Raw genomic sequence first — 22,879 nt, forward strand, 5'->3', positions numbered from 1 at the left:
AGGGCACTCAAGCCTTCCAGGCAGACGACTTGAGGAGTGATTCAATGCGATTGGGTCTGGTAATCGACCTGGACACCTGCGTGGGCTGCCATGCCTGTGCCGTGGCCTGCAAACAGTGGAACACCTCCGGTACCACCGGACCATTGACCGATATCGCCGCCTATGGCGCTGAGCCCAGCGGTGTCTGGTTCAACCGCATCCGCCACTACGAGGTGGGCGATTACCCCAACAACAAGACCGTCAACATGCCCATGTCCTGCATGCACTGCCAGGACGCGGACTGCGTGACCGTATGCCCCACCGGGGCCTCCTACAAGCGCAAGGAGGATGGCATCGTCCTGGTGGATCAGGACAAGTGCATGGGTTGCAACCTGTGCGCCTGGGCCTGCCCCTATGGTGCCCGGGAGCTGGATCCCGTGGATGGGGTGATGAAAAAATGCACCCTGTGTATCGACCGCATCTACGACGAGACCCTCGAACCCGAGGATCGTCAGCCCGCCTGCGTGATCACCTGTCCGGCCCATGCCCGTTTCTTCGGCGACCTGGATGATCCCGATTCCCAGGTGAGCCGCCTCACCCGGGAACGGGCCGGTCAGACGCTCATGCCCGAGCTGGGCTACAAGCCCACCAACACCTACCTGCCTCCGCGCGTCACCCGCCCGGTGCCCACGGACGACGTGCGGCGCAAGAGCCTGATCAGCAGCGTGAAAGAGTGGGTGAACCAGGCCATTGTGCGTTGATGTGGCCCTCACCCCAGAAGATGATTATAGGATGACATCCCATGCACCCAGCCCTTTCCGTGATCTTCTTCACCGTGCTCTCCGGTGCCGGCTACGGCCTGTTCATGCTGGTGGCCGTGCTGCACCTGGCCGGCGGCTATCCCGACGCTTCCAGCGGTGAGCTGCAAACGCAACTGGCCGTGGCCCTGGTGCTGATCACCGTCGGGCTGCTGTCATCCAGCCTGCACCTGCACAACCCCCGCAATGCCTGGCGGGCGTTCATGCGGGTGCGCACCTCCTGGCTCTCCCGGGAGGCGGTGCTGGCCGTGGCCTTTTATCCCTTCGCCCTGTGGTATGCCTGGGAGGTTCGCGCCACCGGCGGGGATGTGGGTCAGACGGGCATGATCATGGGCGTGATCGCCGTGCTGCTGGCGGGGCTGACCGTCTTCTCCACCGGCATGATTTACGCCAGCCTCAAGACCATCCGCCAATGGCACACGGCCCTCACCCCCGCCAACTACCTGCTCCTGGGCCTGGCCCTGGGGGGCTTGGCCCAGGTGGCCATCCATGGTTGGTTCGTCGGCTATGACCCCTTGCTGGGCGGCATCGCCATTGCCCTGCTGGTGCTGGCGGCGACCATGAAGGGCATCTACTTCCTCTGGATCCGCGAGGTCACCGGCCCCACCATCAACACCGCCACCGGTTTCACCCGTGCCCCGGTACGCATCCTGGACCCGGGGCACACCGCCGGTACCTTCCTCACCCGCGAGTTCGGTTTCGACCCGGGTGCCCGGGTCATCCTGCGTGCCCGCCTGGGCGTCTTCGCCCTGGGTTTTGCCCTGCCCATCCTGCTGCTGGCCTGGGTGCTGAGCGGCGCCCCGGTACACTGGCTCAACCTGGCCCTCATTTCCGCCCTGGCCGGCATCGGCCTGGAACGCTGGCTGTTCTTCGCCGAAGCCCGCCATGGGGTGATGCTCTATCACGGGCGGCAACACACATAGGAAAAAGGGGACAGACACCTTTTCCCGGAAAAGGTGTCTGTCCCCTTTTCATGTGGTGGGCCGTGGTTTGCGAGGAGGCTTGTTGCCGCCGGAAGGTGCGCCCGGTCGCTTGCCTGAGCGGCCACGGGGTGGGCCGGCGGACTCCCTCTTGCGCTTGGCCGGAGGTGCCAGGTCGGTGGCCAGGACCGAGGGGTCGGTCATCTCCGAGGCGATCTTGAAGCCGATGTATTCCTCGATCTCCGGCAGGTGGAAGGCGAAGTCCTCGCAGGCAAAGCTGATGGCGTCCCCCTCCGCACCCGCCCGGCCGGTGCGACCGATGCGGTGGACATAGTCCTCGCCAGACTGGGGCAGATCAAAATTGAACACATGGGACACATCGGGTATGTGCAGGCCGCGGGCCGCCACGTCGGTGGCCACCAGCACCTGATATTCGCTTTGCTCAAACCTGGCCAGCAGGCTCTGGCGCTTGCGCTGTGGCACGTCGCCCGAGAGCAGGGCCACGCGGATGCCGTTGCCTTCCAGCCAGGCAGTGACCTTTTCGGCCCAGTGCTTGGTGTTCACGAACACCATGGATCGCTCCGGCCCCAGTTTCTGCATCAGGCCCAGCAGTAACGGGATCTTCTGGTCATTGGCCGGGTAATACACGCACTGACTTACCCGTTCGGCGGTCACCTGTTCATCCTGGGTTTGCACCTTGGCCGGGTTGTTCATGTGCTCGTAGGCCAGTTCCATCACCCGCCAGGACAGGGTGGCAGAGAACAGCATGGACTGCCGTTCGGTGGGCGGGGGCATGCGCCTGAGCAGAAAGCGCACGTCCTTGATGAAGCCCAGGTCGAACATGCGGTCGGCCTCGTCCAGTACCAGGGTCTGCGCCTGGCGCAGGTCGAAGACCTTTTGCTTGAAATAATCAATGATACGTCCTGGGGTGCCGATCAGGATGTCCACCCCATCCGAGAGTTGCTTGCGCTGCTTCTCGTAATCGGTGCCGCCGTAGGCCAGTCCAAGGGTGAGCCCGGTATGGCTGCCGAGCACCATGGCGTCCTTGTGGATCTGGATGGCCAGCTCGCGGGTGGGGGCCAGGATCAGTGCCCGCACCTGGTTGGGTCGGCGCTGCTCCGGGGCCGGGTGTCGAAGCAGGTGGGTGAACACGGTGATCAGGAAGGCCGCCGTCTTGCCGGTGCCCGTCTGGGCCTGTCCGGCCACGTCCTTGCCCTCCAGTGCCGGAGGCAGGGCCAGACCCTGAATGGGGGTGCAGTGGGTGAAGCCGGCATCCTGCAGGCCCTGGCGCACCGGGTCCGGGAGGTCGAAACTTGCGAAGTGGGTATCAGAAACATGTTGATCCGTCATGGAGTTGGGGCCTTTCCTCGCGGTATCATGTGTGGACTTGAACTTGAAATGGTGTGCCGAATCGGCTCCAATGATTCAATGCGTGGTGCAGACTGGCTGAATTTGCCAGTTGCCTTCGCAGACATTCTAACCGGAGGTCAATCGCAGTGAGTGAAAACATCACCTATGTCACGGATGGAAGTTTCGAGGAGGATGTCCTCAAGTCTGATCAGCCGGTGCTGGTGGACTACTGGGCGGAGTGGTGCGGTCCCTGCAAGATGATTGCCCCCATCCTTGACGAGATCGCCGCGGAATACGACGGCAAGCTCAAGGTGGCCAAGCTCAATATCGACGAAAACCCGGCCACCCCACCCAAGTTTGGTATCCGCGGCATCCCCACCCTGATGTTGTTCAAGGGTGGTAATGTGGAGGCCACCAAGGTGGGAGCCCTGTCCAAGTCACAGCTGACCGCCTTTATCGATCAGAACATCTAAGGCCCGCTTCGGGGCGTCCAATCATTACGGGCTGGACGCCCCGAAGATTTAATGGTAACGTCACAAAAAAATAATGACTATTCAGCCTGCCGTCCTGGCAGTAGCGCCTCTCGACCCCAAAGCCGACCTCAAGATCAAGCGCCTCAGGCACACTTTTGCTGGCTCTGCCCTGTCCGCGCGATTAAAACCACCGATATCCCATTCCCCCCCGCGAAGCCTTTATGAACCTCACCGAACTCAAGCGTAAGTCGGCCTCCGAGCTTGTGGAAGTCGCCCAGTCCATGGACCTCGAAGGCATGGCGAGGTCTCGAAAGCAGGACATCATCTTCTCGATCCTCAAAGCCCACGCCAAGGGGGGAGAAGACATCTTCGGTGACGGGGTGCTGGAGATCCTGCAGGACGGATTCGGGTTCCTGCGCAGTGCCGACAGCTCCTACCTGGCCGGGCCGGACGACATCTATGTCTCCCCCAGCCAGATCCGCCGCTTCAGCCTGCGCACCGGTGATACCATCTCCGGCAAGATTCGCCCCCCCAAGGAAGGCGAGCGCTACTTTGCACTGCTGAAGGTGGACCAGATCAATTTCGAGGCTCCCGAGGCGGCCAAGAACAAGGTGCTGTTCGAGAACCTCACGCCGTTGCATGCCTCACACCGCATGCGCATGGAGCGGGGCAACGGCTCCACGGAAGACATCACCGCCCGCATCATCGATATCGTCGCCCCCTTCGGCAAGGGCCAGCGGGGTCTGATCGTCTCGCCCCCCAAGGCGGGTAAGACCATCATGCTGCAGAACATCGCCCAGAGCATCACCGCCAACTATCCCGAGTGTTATCTGATCGTGCTGCTCATCGATGAGCGTCCCGAGGAAGTGACCGAGATGTCGCGCATGGTGCAGGGTGAGGTGGTGTCCTCCACCTTTGACGAGCCGGCCAGTCGGCATGTGCAGGTGGCGGAGATGGTCATCGAGAAGGCCAAGCGTCTGGTGGAGCATCGCCGTGATGTGGTCATCCTGCTGGACTCCATCACTCGTCTGGCCCGGGCCTACAATACTGTGGTGCCTTCGTCAGGCAAGGTGCTCACCGGTGGCGTGGACGCCAATGCCCTGCATCGTCCCAAGCGCTTCTTTGGCGCGGCCCGTAATATCGAGGAGGGCGGCAGCCTCACCATCCTGGCCACGGCCCTGGTGGAGACCGGTTCCAAGATGGACGAGGTCATCTATGAAGAGTTCAAGGGCACGGGCAACATGGAAGTGCACATGGATCGCCGCATCAGCGAGAAGCGGATCTACCCCGCCATCAACATCAATCGTTCCGGCACCCGCCGCGAAGAGCTGCTCACCGATCCGGAAGAGCTGCAGAAGCTCTGGATCCTGCGCAAGTTCCTGCACCCCATGGACGAACTCGAAGCCATGGAATTCCTCCTGGCCCGCCTGCAGTCCACCAAGACCAACAACGAATTCTTCGACATGATGAAGCGCAGCTGAAGCGCCGCCCCCACACCCGACGTTGGGTGTGGGGGCCTGCCTCCCCAAGGCGTCAGTTCCAACCCTCCGGTACGATCCCCCACACCTTCTCGGCATACTCCGCCACCGTCCGGTCGATGGAGAAATAGCCCATGCGCGCCGTATTGAGCATGGCGCGCCGGGTCCATTCCTCCGGATCCCGGTAGAGTTCGTCCACCCGCTCCTGCTCGCGCATGTAGGAGTCAAAGTCCGCCAGCACCATGAAGGTATCCACCTCCAGGAGATGCTGCACCAGATCCCGGTAGCGCCCCGGGTCCGACGGTGAGAAGAAGCCGTCCCGGATCATGTCCAGGGCCTGGCGCAGCTCCTCGTTGGCATCGTAATGATCCCGTGGCCGATAACCCTCGGCTCGCCGTTGATCCACTTCATCCGCATTCAGGCCGAAGATGAAGATGTTCTCCTCGCCCACCGCCTGACGGATCTCGATATTGGCGCCATCCAGGGTGCCGATGGTCATGGCCCCATTGAGCGCCAGCTTCATGTTGCCCGTGCCCGAGGCCTCGGTACCGGCGGTGGAGATCTGTTCGGACAGGTCCGCCGCCGGAATGATCACCGAGGCGCTGCTCACATCATAGTTGGGGATGAAGGCCACCTGCTGCTTGCCGGCCACCAGGGGGTCGTGGTTGACCACATCCGCCACATCGTTGATCAGATGGATGATCTGCTTGGCACGCACATAAGAGGGGGCCGCCTTGCCGGCGAAGATGCTCACCCGTGGCGCCTGCCCACTGGCGCGACCCTCGCGGACCCGGTTGTAGTAGCTGACGATGTGCAGCACGTTGAGCAGCTGGCGCTTGTATTCATGGATGCGCTTGATCTGCACATCGAACATGGCATCCGGGCTGACCGTCAGCCCCAGTTGCTCCTTGATCATGTCCGCCAGGCGTTCCTTGTTGCGGCGCTTCACCTGCTGGAAACGTTCGCGGAAGCCGGGGTTGTCGATCAGGGGCTCCAGCTTGCTCAATTGCTGGAGGTCCATCAGCCATTCTTCGCCGATATGCTCGTTGATCAGATCCCGCAGGCCCGGGTTGGCCTGGTTCAGCCACAGCCGCGGCGTGATGCCATTGGTGATGCTCACGAAACGCTCCGGCCACAGGCGGTGGAAATCCCGGAACAGATTCTTCTTGAGCAACTGGGTGTGCAGGGCCGCCACACCGTTGACCATGTGGCTGCCCACCACGGCAAGATGGGCCATGCGCACCCGCCGGCCGTTGCTCTCATCGATGATGGACAGGCGCTGAACAATGGCGTTGTCGCCCGGGAAGTTGTGCCGCACCTCATTGAGGAAGTGGAAATTGATCTCGTAGATGATCTGCATGTGCCGTGGCAGCACCCGCTCCATCAGGTGCACCGGCCAGGTCTCCAGGGCCTCGGGCATCAGGGTGTGGTTGGTGTAGGAGAACACCCCACAGGTGATGTTCCAGGCCTTCTGCCAGGGCACGCGGTGCTGGTCCACCAGCAGGCGCATGAGCTCGGCAATGGCGATGGCCGGATGGGTGTCGTTGAGCTGGATGGCCACCTTGTTGGGCAGTTCTCCCAGGGAGTAGCCCAATTCCAGATGCCGGGCCAGGATGTCCTGAATGGAGGCGGAGACGAAAAAGTACTCCTGCTTCAGGCGCAGTTCCCGGCCGATGGCGGTGGCATCGTTGGGGTAGAGCACCATGGAGATGGTCTCCGACTCGATCTTCTCCTGCACCGCGCGGATGTAGTCGCCCTCGTTGAAATAATCCAGGTCGAAGTCCCGGGTGGCCTTGGCCGCCCACAGGCGCAGGTTGTTCACGTTCTTGTTGCCAAAGCCGGGGGTGGGGTGGTCGTAGGCCATGGCGATGACCTCCTCTCCGTCCTCCCAGTGATGCCGGACGACACCCCGCTCCCGGTGTTCCACCACGTAGCCATAGAAATGCACCGGGTAGATCTTCTCCGGGCGGGGGAACTCCCAGGGGTTGCCGTAGCGCAGCCAGTTGTCCGGGTGCTCCACCTGTTCACCGTCTTCCAGGTGTTGATGGAACATGCCGAACTCGTAGCGGATGCCATAGCCATAGCCAGGCAGGCACTGGGTGGCCAGGGAGTCCAGGATACAGGCCGCCAGGCGCCCCAGGCCGCCATTGCCCAGTGCGGCATCCGACTCCAGGCCGACGATTTCGTGCAGGTCCACGCCCATCTCCTTGAGGGCGTCCCTGCAGTTCTCGTAAAACCCCAGGTTCATCAGGCTGTTCACCAGCATGCGGCCGATGAGGTACTCCATGGAGAGGTAGTACACCCGCTTGACCTGTTCCTGGTTGAACAGGCGCTTGGTGTACATGCGGCGCTCGATGATGCGCTCTCGGGCAGCGTAGGAGACGGCCTGAAGCCAGTCACGCCGGGTGGCGTTCAATGGGTCCTTGCCGACGATGTGGATCAGCCCGTCGCGGATGGACTCCTTGAGCGCGTCCTTATCGCAGGACAGCGGCGTGGGGTCGTAATCGTGCACCATTTCCAGTTTTTTCATAGGCCTGTATCCGTGCTGGGTGGTAGGTTTCGGTTGTCTATCAGTCTCCGGCCTTGCGCGGCGACTTGCAATAACCTTATTCCGACTCCCGCGCCACCGCGCGATGACCGATGTCGGTGCGGTAGTAAACATCCCACCAGCAGATATTCCTCGCCAGGGCATAGGCTCTGGCCTGGGCATCGCTGACCCGCTCTCCCAGGCCCACCGCGCACAGCACCCGGCCGCCCTGAGTCACCACCTTGCCATCCTGCTCGGCCGTGCCCGCATGGAAGATCTTGGCGTCCGTGCCCGTATCCGCATCCAGCCCCAGGACCTCGTCTCCCTTGCGGTAAGTCCCGGGATATCCCCCGGCCGCCAGCACCACCCCCAGGGCGGCGCGTGGATCCCAGTCGGCTTGTATCTGATCCAGGCGTCTGGCCAGGGCCGCTTCCACCAGGTCCACCAGGTTGGAGCGCAGGCGCATGAGAATGGGCTGGGTTTCCGGGTCGCCAAAGCGGCAGTTGAACTCCAGTACCTTGGGGATGCCCTGGGCGTCGATCATCACGCCGGCATAGAGAAAGCCGGTGTAGGGATGGCCTTCGGCGGCCATGCCCCGCACCGTGGGCAGGATCACCTGCTCCATGATGCGATCGTGGATCTCTGGGGTGACCACCGGGGCCGGGGAGTAGGCCCCCATGCCGCCGGTGTTGGGGCCCTTGTCGCCATTGTCGCGGGCCTTGTGATCCTGGGAGCTGGCCATGGGCAGCACGTGCTCACCATCCACCATGCAGATGAAGCTGGCCTCCTCACCCTGCAGGAACTCCTCGATCACCACCCGGCTGCCGGCCTCGCCAAAGGCGTTACCCGCCAGCATGTCGCGTACGGCGGCCTCGGCCTCTTCAAGGGTTTGAGCCAGGATCACACCCTTGCCCGCGGCCAGGCCATCGGCCTTGACCACGATGGGTGCGCCCTGCTGTTGCAGATAGGCCAGGGCCTCGTCCAGGTCCGTGAAGCTGCCATAGGCCGCGGTGGGGATGTGATGCCGGGCCAGGAAGTCCTTGGAGAACGCCTTGGAGCCCTCCAGCTGGGCAGAGGCCTGTGTCGGGCCAAAGATGGCCAGGCCCTGGGCCTGAAAGGCATCCACGATGCCCCCCACCAGCGGCGCCTCGGGGCCCACGATGGTCAGATCAATGCGCTGCTCGCTGGCAAAGGCCAGCAGGGCATGGATGTCGGTGGCATCAATGGGGGTGTTTTCACACTTGGGCTCGCGCGCAGTGCCGGCGTTGCCCGGCGCCACGAAGACCCGCTTCACCCGGTCCGACTGGGCCACCTTCCAGGCCAGGGCGTGTTCACGGCCACCGTTGCCAATGATCAGGATGTTCAATGTCGGCACCTCAATATCAACAAAATTCAGTTATCCACTTTGGGGGGGAAGGCGCCCGAAAAAGGGGACAGACACCTTTTTTCCCCGGGGGACAGCCCCCTTTAAGAGATCCTTCAAAAAAGGTGTCTGTCCCCTTTTTCGGGCGCCTTTCCCACCTTTTTCTATTTTAGTGCCGGAAATGGCGCATGCCGGTGAACATCATCGCCATGCCGTGCTCATTGGCGGCGGCGATGACTTCCTCGTCCCGCATGGAGCCGCCGGGCTGGATCACGGCGGTGATCCCCGCCTCATGGGCGGCGTCGATGCCGTCGCGGAAGGGGAAGAAGGCATCCGAGGCCATCACCGATCCGGCTACCTGCAGATTCTCGTCGGCGGCCTTGATGCCGGCGATGCGGGCGGAGTACACCCGGCTCATCTGTCCGGCGCCCACGCCGATGGTCTGGCCGTCGCGCACATAGACAATCGCGTTGGACTTGACGAACTTGGCCACCCGCCAGGCGAACAGCAGGTCAGACTGCTCCTGCGTGCTGGGGGCCCGCTCGGACACCTGGCGCAGGTCCGAGGGCAGCACTTGTCCCAGGTCCCGGTCCTGGACCAGCAGGCCGCCATTGACGCGCTTGAAGTCCCAGGCGGGCACGCCCTTGTCATCCCACTGGCCACATTCCAGCAGGCGCACATTGGGCTTGCCGGCCACCGCCTGGGCGGCGTCGGCAGACACCTGCGGCGCAATGATCACTTCCACGAACTGACGCTCCACAATGGCCTTGGCCGTGATGCCGTCCAGCGGACGGTTGAAGGCGATGATGCCACCGAAGGCAGAGGTGGGGTCGGTCTGGAAGGCCTTGTCGTAGGCCGTCAGGCAGTCATGGGCCACCGCCACGCCGCAGGGGTTGGCATGCTTGACGATCACGCAGGCCGGTTCGGCAAACTGTTTCACGCATTCCAGGGCGGCGTCGGTGTCGGCAATGTTGTTGAACGACAGGGCCTTGCCCTGGATCTGCCGGGCCGATGCCACGCCAGCCTCGGCGGGCTGGTGCTCCCGGTAGAAGGCGGCCGCCTGGTGCGGGTTCTCCCCGTAACGCAGGTCCATGGCCTTCTCGAATTGCACCGAGAAGGTGCCCGGGAAGGCCTCGCGGCTGCCGTCCTCGGCCATGGTCGTCAGATAGTTGGCGATGGCGCCATCATAACGACCGGTATGGGCGTAGGCCTTGGCCGCCAGTTCGAAGCGCAGGCGCTGGGGCAGGGCACCATGGCCGCTCTCCAGGGCATCGAGCACCCGGTCGTAGTCGGCGGGGTCCACGACGATGCCCACCGAGGCGTGGTTCTTGGCGGCGGCCCGCACCATGGCGGGTCCACCGATGTCGATGTTCTCGATGGCATCTTCCAGGGTGCAGTCGGGCTTGGCGACCGTCGCTTCAAAGGGATACAGGTTCACCACCACCAGGTCGATGGGCGGGATGTCATGGTCCTGCATGGCCTGATCATCCACGCCGCGCCGGCCCAGGATGCCCCCGTGAATCTTCGGGTGCAGGGTCTTCACCCGCCCGGCCATCATCTCGGGAAAGCCGGTATGGGCCGACACTTCCTTGACGGGCACGCCAGCCTCCGCCAGCAGGCGGGCGGTTCCGCCGGTGGAGAGGATCTCAACCCCGCGTTCGGCCAGGGCCTGGGCAAAGGGCAGCAGCCCCGTCTTGTCAGAAACGCTGATCAGCGCGCGGGTCACGGGTCGGGAATCGGCTTGGGTCATGGCTGTCAACTACGGTTGGATGGGGGCGAAAAAGGGTGCGATTATACCCGGCCGGTGGTGGGCAAGGCTAACGCTGTGATTTTCCTGCGGGAGCGGGCCTCGACCGCGAAGGCGGTGGGCACACGGCTCGGCCGCGAAGGCCCTGACCCTGGCGAGCGCCCAAAAAAAAGCGCGGCTTGAGGAGCCGCGCCAAAACCACCAAAGGAGGATGGAGGAGTATACCGAACCCCGGAATTGCTCCGAGAAACAGTATGGCTCTACTATCGTATGCTGCACTGCACATGTCAACCCCTACAGGAGGTTAGCCGCGTTTCTGGCGATGAGCGGCAGGCATGTGGGGATGGATGGTGCGATGCACAACCGCGCCGTCGCGCTTAGAGCTTGAGTCGCTCCACTACCCGTCCATGTTGCAGGTGCTCATCGACGATCTCGTCGATGTCCCGCTCGTCGGCAAACGTGTACCAGACGCCCTCAGGGTAGACCACAGCCACGGGCCCCTCGTTGCAGCGGTCCAGGCAGCCGGCGGCATTCACGCGCACGCCGCCCTTGCCGGTGATGTTCAGGGCCTTGGCCCGCTGCTTGGCGTGGTTGCGCAGTTCGCTGGCGCGAAAGTGCTGGCAGCAGTTGCCGTCCTCGCGCTCGTTGGTGCAGAAAAAGATGTGTCGTTTGTAGTAGGCCATGTCAGTTCCACAGATCGTAGACCAGGCTGATGGAGGTGATGGTATCCGTCTTTTCCCGGTCCTCGGGCACATCGGTATTATGCTTCACCGTGAGGGCCAAGCGGGCGGTAAAGCGGTCGTTCAAACGGTAGCGCAGGGCGCTGATGGACTCCACCTCGGTGTTGTCGTCGCCGGCCTGGATCAGCAAATCCTCGGTGAAACGCAGGGCATCATTGATGCGGTAGTCCAGGGCGCCGGCGCCCCTGAGGATGGTCTCGTTCTCGCTGTCGCCATCCTCCAGCCGGGCCTGGCGCACACCCGCGCCGGCCTCCAGGTCCAGTCGCAGTCGCTCGGTATCGGCCACGCGGCGTCCATAGCCACCCGAGAGGGATCGTTGATGATCATAACCGCTGAAGCGATCCTTCTCACCACGGACTACGCCGAACAGATAGTCCCGCGGCGTGAGCTTGCGATCGGTCTTGAAAGTGCCGAGATAGCGTTCCTGGGTGGTGGCGCCATCCTCCGAACCGGTATAGGCCTCCAGTTGCAGGGTGTGCCGCCACAGAGGTATTTCATAGCGCAGGCGGCTGCGGGCGCTGATGTTCTGGGAGTCGGTATTGCCGCTGGAGAACACTGCCCCGAATTCGGCATCCCCGCTCCAGCCCTCGTTCTCGCCCCATTCCGCGTAAAGGGTAGGGGAGGCCAGCATCAAGGCGCTGCTACAATAGGCGCAAAGCAACCGCATTCGACACACTTTCAAGGCTCCTTCGGTGAATGAGTTTGAGGCCAAACCCTAACAGATCCGGTGCGTGGTCTTCCTCACGCCCCGGCGCGGCTCCCCGAAACCCAACCCGAGTCAGCACCGCATGAATCCCCTTGCCCTGTTCCGCAGATCCCAGCCGGCGCCCACGCGGAAACCCGGATCCTCCCTGCTGCCCTATGTGCCGAAAAAGAAGGAGTATTCGTCTCTCAAGGATACGGATCTATGCGTCAAGTGCGGCCTGTGCCTGCCCCATTGCCCCACCTATCTGGCCACTCTGGACGAGGGCGACTCTCCACGGGGTCGGATCACCCTCATGCAGGGGCTGATGCAGGGGCATCTGCGGGATGACGCGGCGGTGCGTCGTCATCTGGAAAGCTGCGTGCAATGCCGGGCCTGTGAGGCGGTCTGCCCGTCCCTGGTGCCCTTTGGGCGGCTGATGGACGCAGCACGGGCCGAGTTGATTCCCCCAGGCGGACGAGGGCCGGTGAAGGGCTACTTGCTGCGCCATGATGGCAGCCGGCGCGTGGCCGCCCGTTCCTTCCGTTTGGCGCAGATGCTGGGCCTGGTGCGGCTGGCCAGCTGGCTGGGCTCCCGGCGCCGCCCGGGCATGGCGCGAGCGGCCTCCTACGTCCTGGGGATGCCGCTGAACCGGGGGCTCCGGGCCATGCCCTTGAGCGAAGTGCCACGGTTGCCGGCGCCTGGGGCGGTTGCAGCGCCGGATGAAAAATCAGGGCGCCCCCTGCCAAGCCTGTCGGCCCCAAAGCCGACGCAGCAGCCGGCGGCTTTGGGGGCTGATACTCCATCCTTGCAACTGGACCGGGCAGGACGGCCGGACGGTGGTGCGCCTCCCGCAGAGCGTCGGGAGGCCTCCAGGCAGGGCCAGCAGGATGGCAAGGGTGCAAGTGGTGCAGGCGGACGAGACGCCGGGAAGCCCTCGGCCGCCTCGACGATGGCCGAGGCGTCGAACGCAGCCAGCGGCAAGCAGGACGGTCAGGACAATCTTCCGGTGGCGACCACCAAGGCCAAGGCCCGGGCCATCACCCTGTTCACCGGTTGCACGGGAGAGGCCCTGGATGCCCGGGCGGTACAGGCCGCGCGGCAGGTGCTGGAATGCCTGGGTTACCGGGTGTCCGTGCCCGAGCATCAGGTGTGTTGCGGTGCCCTGGATCAGCACGCCGGTCGTCCCAAGGCCGCCGCCGACCTGGCGCGTCGCAATCAGACCCTCATGGGAGGGCAGGGTGGCCCGGTTCTAAGCCTCAACAGCGGCTGCCGTGCACATCTCAAGTCCGAGGTCTATGCCTTCCCCGAGGTGGGTGATCATGCCCTGATGGGGCGTGTGGCCGACCTGTGCGTGTTGCTGGCAGAAGAGGACCTCAAGCCACTTGAACTCCGTCAGGAGCCGCTTCGAGTGGCCGTGCACACCCCCTGCACCCTGCGTCATGTGCTCAAGGAGCACGAAGCCCTGGAGGCCCTGGCCCGACGCCTGCCGGGGGCCGAGGTGCTGCCCCTGCCGGAGAATGCCCTGTGCTGCGGTGCCGCCGGCAGCTACATGCTCACGCATCCCAAAATGGCGGATCATCTGTTGTCACCGAAGCTGGATGCCCTGCAGCAGCTGGCACCGGACGTGCTGCTCACCGCCAACGTGGGCTGCGCCATCCATTTCGTCACCGGCCTCAAGCGCCGCCGCCTCCCCATCCAGGTGCTGGGCCCGGCGGAGCTTCTCCAGGCCCGCTCCCAGGCCTGCTCGTGACCCAAAAAAGGGGACAGACACCTTTTCCGCGCGCCGCTGGCGCGCCGGGAAAAGGTGTCTGTCCCCTTTTTTGGGGTGCCGTCACCCTGTACTCTTGTCGGGTATCCACCCGAGACCCACGCCCATGCGCCGACTCTCTCCCACCGATCGCCTGCTGTCTGCGTGCGATGAGGCCCTGTGTACACTGTTTGGTCGCCCCCGGGCCACCGAACGGCCTGATCCAGCCGAGCAGATGCCCGAGCCCGATCTGGACGACAACGCCCGTGCCTTGTCGGCTCGCCTGATGCGGGTGAACCATGCCGGCGAAGTGGCCGCCCAGGGGCTTTATCAGGGGCAGGCACTCACCGCCCGCAGTGAGGAAGTTCGCCAGCGCATGGAGCGTTCCGCCCGGGAGGAGAACGATCACCTGGCCTGGTGCGCCCGTCGCCTGGAAGTCCTGGACGGCCACGCCAGCCTGCTCAACCCCCTGTGGTATGCCGGCTCCTTCACCATGGGGGCCCTGGCCGGGGCAGCGGGGGACAAGTGGAGTCTGGGGTTCGTCAACGAGACGGAGCAGCAGGTGGTGCGCCACCTGGATGACCACCTGGAGCGTATCGTTCTCGAGGATGCCCCCACCCGCGCCGTGCTCGAGCAGATGAAGATCGACGAGGCCCACCACGGCGAACTGGCCATGTCCCTGGGGGGCGCGCAACTGCCCTGGCCGGTGCGGCGATTGATGATGCCAGCGGTGTCCAAGGTCATGACCCGGACCGCATATTGGGTTTGAGGCTTGAAACCCTTGGCAGATATGGCTAAACTTCCGCGCTTTCCGTAATTCAAGACCACCCTGGAGTTCAGGCAATGAAGACCTTTAGCGCCAAGCCCGCTGAAGTCAACCGCGATTGGTACGTGGTGGACGCCTCCGGCAAGACCCTGGGCAGGCTCGCCACCGAACTGGCTCGTCGCCTGCGTGGCAAGCACAAGCCCGAGTACACCCCCCACGTGGATACCGGTGACTACATCGTGGTTGTCAATGCCTCCAAGGTACGCCTGAGCGGCAACAAGGACTCCGACAAGATGTACTACCATCACACGGGTTACATCGGTCACATGAAATCCGCCAGCGCCCAGCAGATCCGGGACACCCACCCCGAGCGGCTGATTGAAACCGCCGTGAAGGGCATGCTGCCCAAGAACCCTCTGGGTCGGGCCATGTTCAAGAAGCTGAAGGTCTACGGCGGCAGCGAACATCGCCACACCGCCCAGCAGCCGCAGCCGCTGGACATCTGAATCAATTCCCAGTGCGCCGCCAACGCGGCGCCGGACAGCACACAGAGCAGGTCAAGTCATGGCAACAACCCAGAACTACGGAACCGGACGCCGCAAAGAGGCCTCTGCGCGTGTCTTCCTGCGCCCGGGCAAGGGTGACATCGTCGTCAACAAGAAGCCGCTGGAAGAATTCTTCGGCCGCGAGACCTCCCGCATGGTGGTGCGTCAGCCGCTGGAAGTCACCGAAAACCTGAGCCGCTTCGATGTGGTGGCCACGGTTGCCGGTGGCGGTGCCAACGGTCAGGCTGGCGCCATCCGTCTGGGTATCGCCCGCGCCCTGGTGGAGTACGACGAAAACCTGCGCGGCAAGATGCGTGAATTCGGTTACCTCACCCGCGATGCTCGCGAAGTTGAGCGTAAGAAGGTCGGCCTGCGCAAGGCCCGCCGCGCCACGCAGTACAGCAAGCGCTAAAGCGTTTCACCTGTACCCAGGATCGGCACTTGAATTGTCAAGTGCCGATCCTGTAGCGTTAAGGCCATAAAGCTATCCCTTGGGGGATCGTCTAGCGGTAGGACTACGGACTCTGACTCCGTCAACCCAGGTTCGAATCCTGGTCCCCCAGCCATATCCATAGAAAAGGCCCCCTCGCGGGGCCTTTTCTATGGATATCTGTTAGAGGTGCCACCAGGGTTCGAACCTGGAAGGTTCGACGAGCGCCGCGTAGCGGCGCCGAACGTCGCGCGCAGCGCGGCGGCCCGAAGGGTGAGGCCGAAGGCCGAATAATCCTGGTCCCCCAGCCATATGCACAAGAAAGGCCCCCTCGTGGGGCCTTTCTTGTGCATATCTGTTTGAGGTGTCGCCAGGGTTCGAACCTGCAAAAAAAGGTGTCTGTCCCCTTTTCTGAAAAAAAGGTGTCTGTCCCCTTTTCTGAGTTGTCCCCCCGCCCCTGGGTTGCTATCGTTTCGTCCATGACCCCACCCGTGAAACCACCCGCATCCTCGGGCCACATGTTTTCACTGCATCAATCACCGCCGCCGCTGGTTCACCCGGACGGGGAACAGGTGATCGAACTCATTCCTGAACCCTTTATCATCCTGGACAGCGCCCATCGGGTGGTGGCGGCCAACCAGGCCGCGGCTGACCTGTTCTCCCAGACCCGGGGCCTGCTGATGGGGCAGGGGTGTCAGGAACTGCTCTTTGGTCTGTCCGGCCCCTGTCCCGGCGACAATGCCTGCCCGCTGACTCTACAGCCCGGCGTGGGGAAGGTGAGCGAGCAGAGGATTGAGGCCCGCAATCATCAAGGGCAGTCACGCCCGCTCAAGATCCGGTTGAGCCGCATGGCGGGCGATGCCGAGGGTTTCGTGGGCCTGCAACTCCTGGCGGAGAACGGTGGACAAACGCCAAAGAGTGCGGGGGCATCCCAGGTGGTGGGCCGCTCCAGCGCCATGGCAAAGCTCATGCACGTGGTGGAGCGCGTGGCCCCTACCAGCGCCACCGTCCTGCTGCTGGGCGAGAGCGGGGTGGGCAAGGAGCGTATAGCTGAACACCTGCACCGCTGCTCGGAGCGGGCCAGCGGCCCCCTGGTGGTGGTGGACTGCTCGGCCCTGGGCGAACAACTCATCGAAGCCGAACTGTTCGGTTACGAAAAGGGTGCCTTCACCGGGGCCGACCGGCGCAAGATCGGCCTGTTCGAGGCGGCCCAGGGGGGCACCCTCTTCATCGACGAAGTGGGCGAGATGCCCCTGGCCATGCAGAGCAAGCTGCTCCGCGCCCTGGAGGCCTCGCGCATCCGTCGCGTGGGCGGCACCGACTACATCGACGTGGACGCCCGCGTGGTGGCTGCCACCCACCGGGACCTGGGCGCCATGGTGGCCCGGGGTGAATTCCGCGAGGACCTTTACTACCGCCTGGCCGCCTTCCCCGTGGACATCCCGCCCCTGCGGGAGCGCCGGGAGGACATCGTCGCCCTGGCCGAGCACTTCCTGAAGGAGGCGGGCGGGGCACACCAGCTGCCCCTGTCCCGGGCCGTGGCGGAACTGCTCACCGACTACCAGTTCCCCGGCAACGTCCGCGAGCTGAAGAACATCATCAGTCGTGCGGCGATACTGGCGGGATCCGGGTCCGTGTTGCCCCAGCATATTGCCTTTCAGGCGCGCCAGCAGGGCCATCGGTCGCCGGCGGTCCATGGGGGCAGCGATTCGGCATACCACATGGAGGGTGTTCCGTTTCCGCGTCGCCTCCGCAATGGGCTGACCCAGGAGCGAATCCGTGCAGCTCTGGAGGCCTGCGATGGTCACCGCGCCGAGGCCGCCCAGCGTCTGGGTGTGAGCGAGCGCACGCTGTATCGGCATCTCCAGCGGCTGAATTCCCCATCCTGAGTTGTGTCAATCGCACAACATGACTGGTAATGTCATGTCATTGTCATGTCTTTGGCAGTCTTCTGCCGTCGATGTTGCGTTTGCGTCATAGTTGAATCAATCACTTAGCATCTGGCACGGCTCATGCATTGTTGTAGCAGGCTGACAAGTTCAGAACCTGTCATAACAAACTCTTGCAGAGGACTCATTCCAATGAAAAAAACCGTACTCGCATTCGCAGTTGCCGCCGCCGTGGGCGTGCCCGCCGCCGCCGCTGCTGACACCACCCTGTATGGTCGTTTCAACATCTCCCTGGACTTCGTGGACGACGCCAACGAAACCTCCCACCAGTTGGCCTCCAACTCCTCCCGCCTGGGTGTGCGTGGTTCTGAAGACCTGGGTGTGATGGGTCTGCGCGGCGTGTACCAGATTGAAGCCGCCCTGCAGAGCGGAGGATCCACGCAGGCTTTTGGTGGTAGCGACCTCACTGCACGTAACACATATGTGGGTCTGGCCAGCGATGAGTTGGGTGAACTCCGCCTGGGTAAGCATGACACCCCTTACAAGATGTCCACCCTGCGTCTGAACTTCTTTGCTGACACCCTGGGTGACATGAACCACATGAGCAGCCGCTGGGCCGCTGTGAACGCCGGCACGGACAGCACCTTCTATCGTCGCCTGGACAACACCATGCTGTACATGAGCCCGAACTTTGATGGGCTGCAGTTCATGGCTTCCTACACCACAGATCGTAGCGACGATACGCCCTCCAACCCGGCTCTTGATCCAACTGTGAGCACGAGTGATAAGGATCAGCCTGCATGGTCCTTGGCTGCGACCTTCGAGCAGGGTCCTATGTTCGTGACCGTGGCTTACGAGCAGCAGAACAATACTGCCTATGATTTCGCGGCTTTCGGGCAGCCCAATGAGATTGAAAACGCCAAGGCTTGGAAAGTGGGCGGCACCTACCAGATCGAAGATTTGACGCTCGCCGCACTTTACGAAAATTTGGATACTGGCACAGATTATCTGGGCGACCGTGATTCCTTCCACATTGGTGCCAAATATCAGCTGGGCCAAGCCTATGTGATGGGTTCCTACACGAATGCCGGCGACCTGGATGTCGACGATACCGGGGCTCAGATGTTCGCTCTCGGCGCAGGCTATGCCCTGTCCCCCCGCACTGGCGTTTACACCGTGTATGCTCACACCAGCAACGATGACAACGCGATCTATGGTCTGGCTGGTTCCGGCAAGAGCAAGGGTGTTGGCCCCACCAATTCCGCAGGTGGTCTTGCCCCCGGCGAAAACGTCTCCGGCTTCCAGGTCGGTGTGACCCACAACTTCTAAGAAGTCGGTACCAACAACCGACCCGCACACTCGCCGCTTGTCGGCGGGGTGCAAGAAGCGCTCAGAGCGCGGCAGGGGTTTCCCTTGTCGCGCTCTTTTTTTGTTCACAGGGGCGATTTTTCAACTCCTTGAATCAAAAGGGCTTGCCGGGTCAACGCCCTGTTGTCACCTTGTAAACCCCGGTGCCCCCCTGCTACTCTGCTCAGTTCTCTCCGCAATCCCCCTCCCCGCATCCATGACCTCAGCCACCCGCATTCGCGAGATTCCCTACAACTACACCTCCTATTCCGATCGCGAGATCGTCCTTCGTTTTCTCGGGCAGCCCATGTGGGATGTGCTCAATGAATTGCGCGGCGAACGCCGCACCGGTGTGTCCGCCCGCATGCTGTTTGAGGTGCTGGGGGATATGTGGGTGGTCACCCGCAACCCCTATATCCAGGATGACCTCATGGCCGACCGCAAGCGCCTGGCCAACCTGGTGGGTGCCATGGATCATCGGGTGGATCAGATCATCGGTCGTGCCCAGGGCAATGAGCGCGCGCTCAGCCTGGCCGAAGAGGCACGCCAGGCCGTGCGCCGGTTCGAGGCCTGGTTCCCGGCACAGCGCGAACTGCGCGCCCGGGTGCGCCGGCGCTTGATGAAGCACACCCGCAAGGACAACATCCAGTTCGACGGCCTGGCCCGGGTGTCCCATGTGACCGATGCCACCGACTGGCGTGTGGAACTGCCCTTTGTGGTGGTCAATCCCGATTCCGAGGAGGAGATGGCCGCGATTGTGGCTGCCTGCCTGGAGTTGGGGCTTACTGTCATTCCCCGTGGGGGCGGCACCGGCTACACCGGTGGCGCCGTGCCCCTCACCGACGATGCCGCGGTGATCAACACCGAAAAGCTGGATGCCGTGGGCGAGGTGCAGTTTACCCGCTTGCCCGGGTTGGATGAGCCCGTGGCCACCGTGCGGGCCGAGGCCGGCGTGGTCACCCGCCGGGTGGCGGAATCCGCCGCCCGGGGCGGTCATGTGTTTGCCGTGGACCCCACCTCCCAGGATGCCTCCACCATCGGCGGCAACATCGCCATGAATGCCGGCGGCAAGAAGGCCGTGCTCTGGGGTACGGCCCTGGACAACCTGGTCTCCTGGCGCATGGTCACCCCCGACGCCCGCTGGGTGGAGGTGGAGCGCATCAACCACAACCTGGGCAAAATCCATGACCAGGAAGAAGTAACGTTCCGCGTGAGCCGCTACCAGGCCGATGGGCGCACCCTGGATGGGGAGCCCGAGATCCTGTCCTTCCCCGGCAAGACCTGCCGCAAGGAAGGGCTGGGCAAGGACGTGACCGACAAGCGCCTGCAGGACCTGCCCGGGGTTCAGAAGGAGGGCTGCGACGGCCTGATCACCTCGGCGGTGTTCGTGGTGCATCAGATGGCCGCCCATATGCGCACCGTGTGCCTGGAGTTCTACGGCACCGACCTGCACGAGGCGGTGCCCGCCATTGTCGAGATCAAGGATGCCCTGGAGGCGGACCCCAAGGTGCAGCTGGCGGGTCTTGAGCACCTGGACGAGCGCTACGTGCGCGCCGTGCGCTACACCCCCAAGGGCGCCCGCCGCGAACGCCCCAAGATGCTGCTGGTGGCCGACCTGGCCTCCGAGGACGAGAAGGCGGTGGCCGAGGCCGCTTCGCGCATGGTGCGCCTGGCCAATGCCCGTAACGGGGATGGCTTCATCGCCATCAGCCCCGAGGCCCGCCTGCGTTTCTGGGCCGACCGCTCCCGCACTGCGGCCATCGCCGCTCACACCAACGCCTTCAAGATCAACGAGGACGTGGTCATCCCCCTGGACCGCCTGGGCGAGTACAGCGAAGGCATCGAGCGCATCAACATCCAGCAGTCCATGGCCAACAAGCTGCGCATGGCCGAGGAGATCCTGGCCTGCCTGGCCAAGGACCACAAGGCCCTGGTGGACAAGCTGGGTCTGGACAACGACGAAGCCCGCACCTGGTTCGAGAAACGTCGCCGCGCCGCCGAAGATCAGGTGACCGCCGTGCGTGACCGCTGGCTGGTGATCCGGGACAACCTGGAATCCGATGCCCGGGAGCATGACGCCCTGCTGGACGACAAGGCCCGGGAGGATCTGCGCCCCGGCGACCGGCTGATCCAGCTCATCCTGCGGCGCAGCCTGGTGATCTCCTACCGGCGCGAGATCGAGGACCCGCTGTACGAGATCTTCGACGGCCGCGATCTGGACCCGGTGCGCCAGAACATTCAGCAAATCCACGACCGGGTGCTCACCAGTCGCCTGTTCGTGGCCCTGCACATGCACGCCGGCGATGGCAACGTGCACACCAATATCCCGGTCAACTCCAATGACTACGCCATGATGCACGAGGCCGAGCGCATCGTGGATCAGGTGATGGACCTGGCCCGGAACCTGGGTGGGGTGATCTCCGGCGAGCACGGCATCGGCCTCACCAAGATGCAGTACCTGGAGCCGGAGGACGTGGCGGCCTTTGCCGAGTACAAGCAGCGGGTCGATCCCCAGGACCGCTTCAACCGCGGCAAGCTGCGCGCCGGTTCCGGCCTGACCACCGCCTACACCCCGTCGTTGCGGCTGGTGCAGGAGGAGGCCCTGATCCTTGAGCAGAGCGAGCTGGGCGACCTCAACGACGACATCAAGGACTGCCTGCGCTGCGGCAAGTGCAAGCCCGTGTGCAACACCCATGTGCCCCGGGCCAATCTGCTGTATTCGCCGCGCAACAAGATCCTGGCCACGGGATTGATCATCGAGGCCTTCCTCTACGAGGAGCAGACCCGTCGTGGACTGTCCTTCCGGCATTTCGACGAACTCAACGATGTGGCCGATCACTGCACCGTCTGCCACAAGTGCCTCACGCCCTGCCCGGTGGACATCGACTTCGGCGAGGTCACCTCCCGGATGCGCGCCATCCTCATGGATCGCGGTCAGCGCAAGACCAGCCTGGCGGCCAGGGTGTCCATGGCCTTTTTGAACATCAAGGACCCATCTACCGTGAAGGTGATGCGCAAGGCCCTGGCGCAATGGGGCTTTGCCGGTCAGCGCATGGGGCATCAGGTGTTCCGTCGGCTTGGGCTGCTCAACGGGAACAAGCGCCCGTCGGCCACCACCGGCAAGGCGCCCATCCAGGAGCAGGTCATCCACATGGTGAAAAACCCCTTGCCGGCGGGTCTGCCCAAGCAGACCACCCGGGCCATGCTGGGTCTGGAAGACCCGAGTCAGGTGGCCATCGTCCGCGATCCGACTCAGGTGGAGGAGAATGGCGAGGCGGTGTTCTACTTCCCCGGCTGCGGTTCCGAGCGCCTGTTCAGCCAGGTGGGCCTGGCGACCCTGGCCATGCTCTACCGCACCGGCGCCCAGACGGTGCTGCCGCCGGGGTACCTGTGCTGCGGCTATCCCCAGGAGGCTGCCGGCGACAAGGCCCGAGGGCGCGCCATCACCACCGAGAACCGGGTGCTGTTCCACCGGGTGGCCAACACCCTGAACTATCTGGACATCAAGACCGTGGTGGTCTCCTGCGGCACCTGCATGGATCAGCTGCTCAAGTACGAGTTCGAGCGCATCTTCCCCGGCTGTCGTCTGCTGGACATCCATGAATATCTGATGGAGAAGGGCGTGAAGCTGGAAGGCGTGGAAGGGGTGCAGTACCTGTACCACGACCCCTGCCACAGTCCCATGAAGACCTATGCCCCCACCGAGGTGGCCGGTACGTTGCTGGGTCAGCCCGTCACCCTGTCGGATCGCTGCTGCGGCGAGGCGGGCACCTTTGCGGTAAGCCGCCCGGACGTGGCCACCCAGGTGCGTTTCCGCAAGCAGGAGGAGATCCACAAGGGCGTCACCCAGCTCAGCGGCGACCCGGTGGCCGTGGGCGGCAACGTGAAGATGCTCACCGCCTGCCCGGCCTGTCAGCAGGGTCTGTCCCGTTACCGGGAGGATACGGGGACGGAGACCGATTACATCGTGGTGGAGATGGCCAATACCCTGCTGGGGCAGGCGTGGCAGCAGGAGTTCATCCAGAAGGCCCGCAGCGGCGGGATCGAAAAAGTGCTTCTGTAATCAAGAGCCCTT

The 22,879-nt window shown here is 63.6% G+C and carries 17 protein-coding genes, 1 tRNA gene and 1 other RNA gene; 13 read left to right on the forward strand and 6 right to left on the reverse strand.

Going from position 1 to position 22,879, the window contains the following annotated elements:
• Positions 1 to 44 precede the first annotated feature (44 nt).
• Together ECTOBSL9_RS09140 and ECTOBSL9_RS09145 are read left to right on the forward strand one after the other, a co-directional pair.
• The gene (locus ECTOBSL9_RS09140; RefSeq protein WP_063464782.1) at positions 45 to 740 is read left to right on the forward strand and encodes a 4Fe-4S dicluster domain-containing protein; all 696 of its coding nucleotides are present in this window, start codon (positions 45 to 47) and stop codon (positions 738 to 740) included.
• Positions 741 to 781: 41 nt separating this feature from the next.
• Positions 782 to 1,720 carry a DmsC/YnfH family molybdoenzyme membrane anchor subunit gene (locus tag ECTOBSL9_RS09145; RefSeq protein WP_063464783.1) on the forward strand — a complete coding sequence of 313 codons (939 nt, stop codon included), beginning with the start codon at positions 782 to 784 and terminating at the stop codon, positions 1,718 to 1,720.
• 48 nt (positions 1,721 to 1,768) lie between these two features.
• On the opposite strand, the gene rhlB is transcribed toward ECTOBSL9_RS09145, so the two are convergent.
• A complete protein-coding gene (rhlB, locus tag ECTOBSL9_RS09150; RefSeq protein WP_063464784.1) occupies positions 1,769 to 3,067 on the reverse strand; it encodes an ATP-dependent RNA helicase RhlB in 1,299 nt (432 codons plus the stop codon).
• Between the two features lie 146 nt (positions 3,068 to 3,213).
• On the opposite strand from rhlB, the gene trxA reads away from it, so the two are divergent.
• Both trxA and rho read left to right on the forward strand, forming a co-directional pair.
• A complete protein-coding gene (gene trxA, locus ECTOBSL9_RS09155) occupies positions 3,214 to 3,540 on the forward strand; it encodes a thioredoxin TrxA (protein ID WP_025280414.1) in 327 nt (108 codons plus the stop codon).
• A 221-nt stretch (positions 3,541 to 3,761) separates the two neighbouring features.
• A complete protein-coding gene (gene rho / locus ECTOBSL9_RS09160) occupies positions 3,762 to 5,021 on the forward strand; it encodes a transcription termination factor Rho (RefSeq protein ID WP_063464785.1) in 1,260 nt (419 codons plus the stop codon).
• Between the two features lie 52 nt (positions 5,022 to 5,073).
• Here rho and ECTOBSL9_RS09165 read toward each other — a convergent pair whose 3' ends face one another.
• The 5 genes from ECTOBSL9_RS09165 to ECTOBSL9_RS09185 form a co-directional block, all read right to left on the reverse strand.
• Complete coding sequence (locus ECTOBSL9_RS09165; protein WP_205631954.1) at positions 5,074 to 7,548, reverse strand: glycogen/starch/alpha-glucan phosphorylase; 2,475 nt, start codon at positions 7,546 to 7,548, stop codon at positions 5,074 to 5,076.
• 76 nt (positions 7,549 to 7,624) lie between these two features.
• Entirely contained in the window at positions 7,625 to 8,911 is a 1,287-nt protein-coding gene (gene purD, locus ECTOBSL9_RS09170; protein ID WP_063464786.1) for a phosphoribosylamine--glycine ligase, read from the reverse strand.
• Positions 8,912 to 9,077: 166 nt separating this feature from the next.
• Positions 9,078 to 10,658: a bifunctional phosphoribosylaminoimidazolecarboxamide formyltransferase/IMP cyclohydrolase gene (purH, locus tag ECTOBSL9_RS09175; protein ID WP_063464787.1), complete on the reverse strand. Its 1,581-nt coding sequence runs from the start codon at positions 10,656 to 10,658 to the stop codon at positions 9,078 to 9,080.
• 374 nt (positions 10,659 to 11,032) lie between these two features.
• On the reverse strand, positions 11,033 to 11,338 hold the full coding sequence (locus ECTOBSL9_RS09180; RefSeq protein WP_063464788.1) for a ferredoxin: 306 nt from the start codon (positions 11,336 to 11,338) through the stop codon (positions 11,033 to 11,035).
• 1 nt (position 11,339) lies between these two features.
• A complete protein-coding gene (locus ECTOBSL9_RS09185) occupies positions 11,340 to 12,026 on the reverse strand; it encodes a YdiY family protein (RefSeq protein ID WP_240480950.1) in 687 nt (228 codons plus the stop codon).
• 157 nt (positions 12,027 to 12,183) lie between these two features.
• Between ECTOBSL9_RS09185 and ECTOBSL9_RS09190 the strand changes: the two genes are divergently transcribed.
• From ECTOBSL9_RS09190 to ECTOBSL9_RS09230, 9 genes are all read left to right on the forward strand, one after another.
• Complete coding sequence (locus tag ECTOBSL9_RS09190) at positions 12,184 to 13,830, forward strand: (Fe-S)-binding protein (protein WP_063464790.1); 1,647 nt, start codon at positions 12,184 to 12,186, stop codon at positions 13,828 to 13,830.
• A 124-nt stretch (positions 13,831 to 13,954) separates the two neighbouring features.
• A complete protein-coding gene (gene coq7, locus ECTOBSL9_RS09195; RefSeq protein ID WP_063464791.1) occupies positions 13,955 to 14,596 on the forward strand; it encodes a 2-polyprenyl-3-methyl-6-methoxy-1,4-benzoquinone monooxygenase in 642 nt (213 codons plus the stop codon).
• A 74-nt stretch (positions 14,597 to 14,670) separates the two neighbouring features.
• Complete coding sequence (gene rplM, locus ECTOBSL9_RS09200) at positions 14,671 to 15,099, forward strand: 50S ribosomal protein L13 (protein ID WP_063464792.1); 429 nt, start codon at positions 14,671 to 14,673, stop codon at positions 15,097 to 15,099.
• Positions 15,100 to 15,157: 58 nt separating this feature from the next.
• Positions 15,158 to 15,550, forward strand: coding sequence for a 30S ribosomal protein S9 (gene rpsI, locus ECTOBSL9_RS09205; RefSeq protein WP_063464793.1), 393 nt, complete (start codon positions 15,158 to 15,160; stop codon positions 15,548 to 15,550).
• Positions 15,551 to 15,630: 80 nt separating this feature from the next.
• Positions 15,631 to 15,704: transfer RNA gene (locus tag ECTOBSL9_RS09210), tRNA-Gln, on the forward strand.
• Between the two features lie 43 nt (positions 15,705 to 15,747).
• Positions 15,748 to 15,879, forward strand: a non-coding RNA gene (locus tag ECTOBSL9_RS09215) — RtT sRNA.
• Positions 15,880 to 16,086: 207 nt separating this feature from the next.
• Positions 16,087 to 17,457: a sigma-54-dependent Fis family transcriptional regulator gene (locus ECTOBSL9_RS09220; RefSeq protein WP_063464794.1), complete on the forward strand. Its 1,371-nt coding sequence runs from the start codon at positions 16,087 to 16,089 to the stop codon at positions 17,455 to 17,457.
• 192 nt (positions 17,458 to 17,649) lie between these two features.
• Complete coding sequence (locus ECTOBSL9_RS09225; RefSeq protein ID WP_168161548.1) at positions 17,650 to 18,786, forward strand: porin; 1,137 nt, start codon at positions 17,650 to 17,652, stop codon at positions 18,784 to 18,786.
• Between the two features lie 235 nt (positions 18,787 to 19,021).
• Positions 19,022 to 22,867, forward strand: a complete 3,846-nt coding sequence (locus ECTOBSL9_RS09230) for a DUF3683 domain-containing protein (RefSeq protein ID WP_063464796.1) — start codon at positions 19,022 to 19,024, stop codon at positions 22,865 to 22,867.
• The last annotated feature ends 12 nt before the right edge of the window (positions 22,868 to 22,879 follow it).

Source organism: Ectothiorhodospira sp. BSL-9 (genome assembly GCF_001632845.1).
Lineage (GTDB): Bacteria > Pseudomonadota > Gammaproteobacteria > Ectothiorhodospirales > Ectothiorhodospiraceae > Ectothiorhodospira.

Excerpts from the sequence above, each read along its gene's own strand:
- rhlB (WP_063464784.1), bottom strand. The coding sequence starts at position 3,067 with ATGACGGATCAACATGTTTCTGATACCCACTTCGCAAGTTTCGACCTC.
- ECTOBSL9_RS09185 (WP_240480950.1), bottom strand. The coding sequence starts at position 12,026 with ATGCTGGCCTCCCCTACCCTTTACGCGGAATGGGGCGAGAACGAGGGC.
- ECTOBSL9_RS09165 (WP_205631954.1), bottom strand. The coding sequence starts at position 7,548 with ATGAAAAAACTGGAAATGGTGCACGATTACGACCCCACGCCGCTGTCC.
- coq7 (WP_063464791.1), top strand. The coding sequence starts at position 13,955 with ATGCGCCGACTCTCTCCCACCGATCGCCTGCTGTCTGCGTGCGATGAG.
- ECTOBSL9_RS09180 (WP_063464788.1), bottom strand. The coding sequence starts at position 11,338 with ATGGCCTACTACAAACGACACATCTTTTTCTGCACCAACGAGCGCGAG.
- ECTOBSL9_RS09140 (WP_063464782.1), top strand. The coding sequence starts at position 45 with ATGCGATTGGGTCTGGTAATCGACCTGGACACCTGCGTGGGCTGCCAT.
- rpsI (WP_063464793.1), top strand. The coding sequence starts at position 15,158 with ATGGCAACAACCCAGAACTACGGAACCGGACGCCGCAAAGAGGCCTCT.
- rplM (WP_063464792.1), top strand. The coding sequence starts at position 14,671 with ATGAAGACCTTTAGCGCCAAGCCCGCTGAAGTCAACCGCGATTGGTAC.
- ECTOBSL9_RS09145 (WP_063464783.1), top strand. The coding sequence starts at position 782 with ATGCACCCAGCCCTTTCCGTGATCTTCTTCACCGTGCTCTCCGGTGCC.
- ECTOBSL9_RS09220 (WP_063464794.1), top strand. The coding sequence starts at position 16,087 with ATGTTTTCACTGCATCAATCACCGCCGCCGCTGGTTCACCCGGACGGG.
- rho (WP_063464785.1), top strand. The coding sequence starts at position 3,762 with ATGAACCTCACCGAACTCAAGCGTAAGTCGGCCTCCGAGCTTGTGGAA.
- ECTOBSL9_RS09190 (WP_063464790.1), top strand. The coding sequence starts at position 12,184 with ATGAATCCCCTTGCCCTGTTCCGCAGATCCCAGCCGGCGCCCACGCGG.
- ECTOBSL9_RS09230 (WP_063464796.1), top strand. The coding sequence starts at position 19,022 with ATGACCTCAGCCACCCGCATTCGCGAGATTCCCTACAACTACACCTCC.
- ECTOBSL9_RS09225 (WP_168161548.1), top strand. The coding sequence starts at position 17,650 with ATGAAAAAAACCGTACTCGCATTCGCAGTTGCCGCCGCCGTGGGCGTG.
- purH (WP_063464787.1), bottom strand. The coding sequence starts at position 10,658 with ATGACCCAAGCCGATTCCCGACCCGTGACCCGCGCGCTGATCAGCGTT.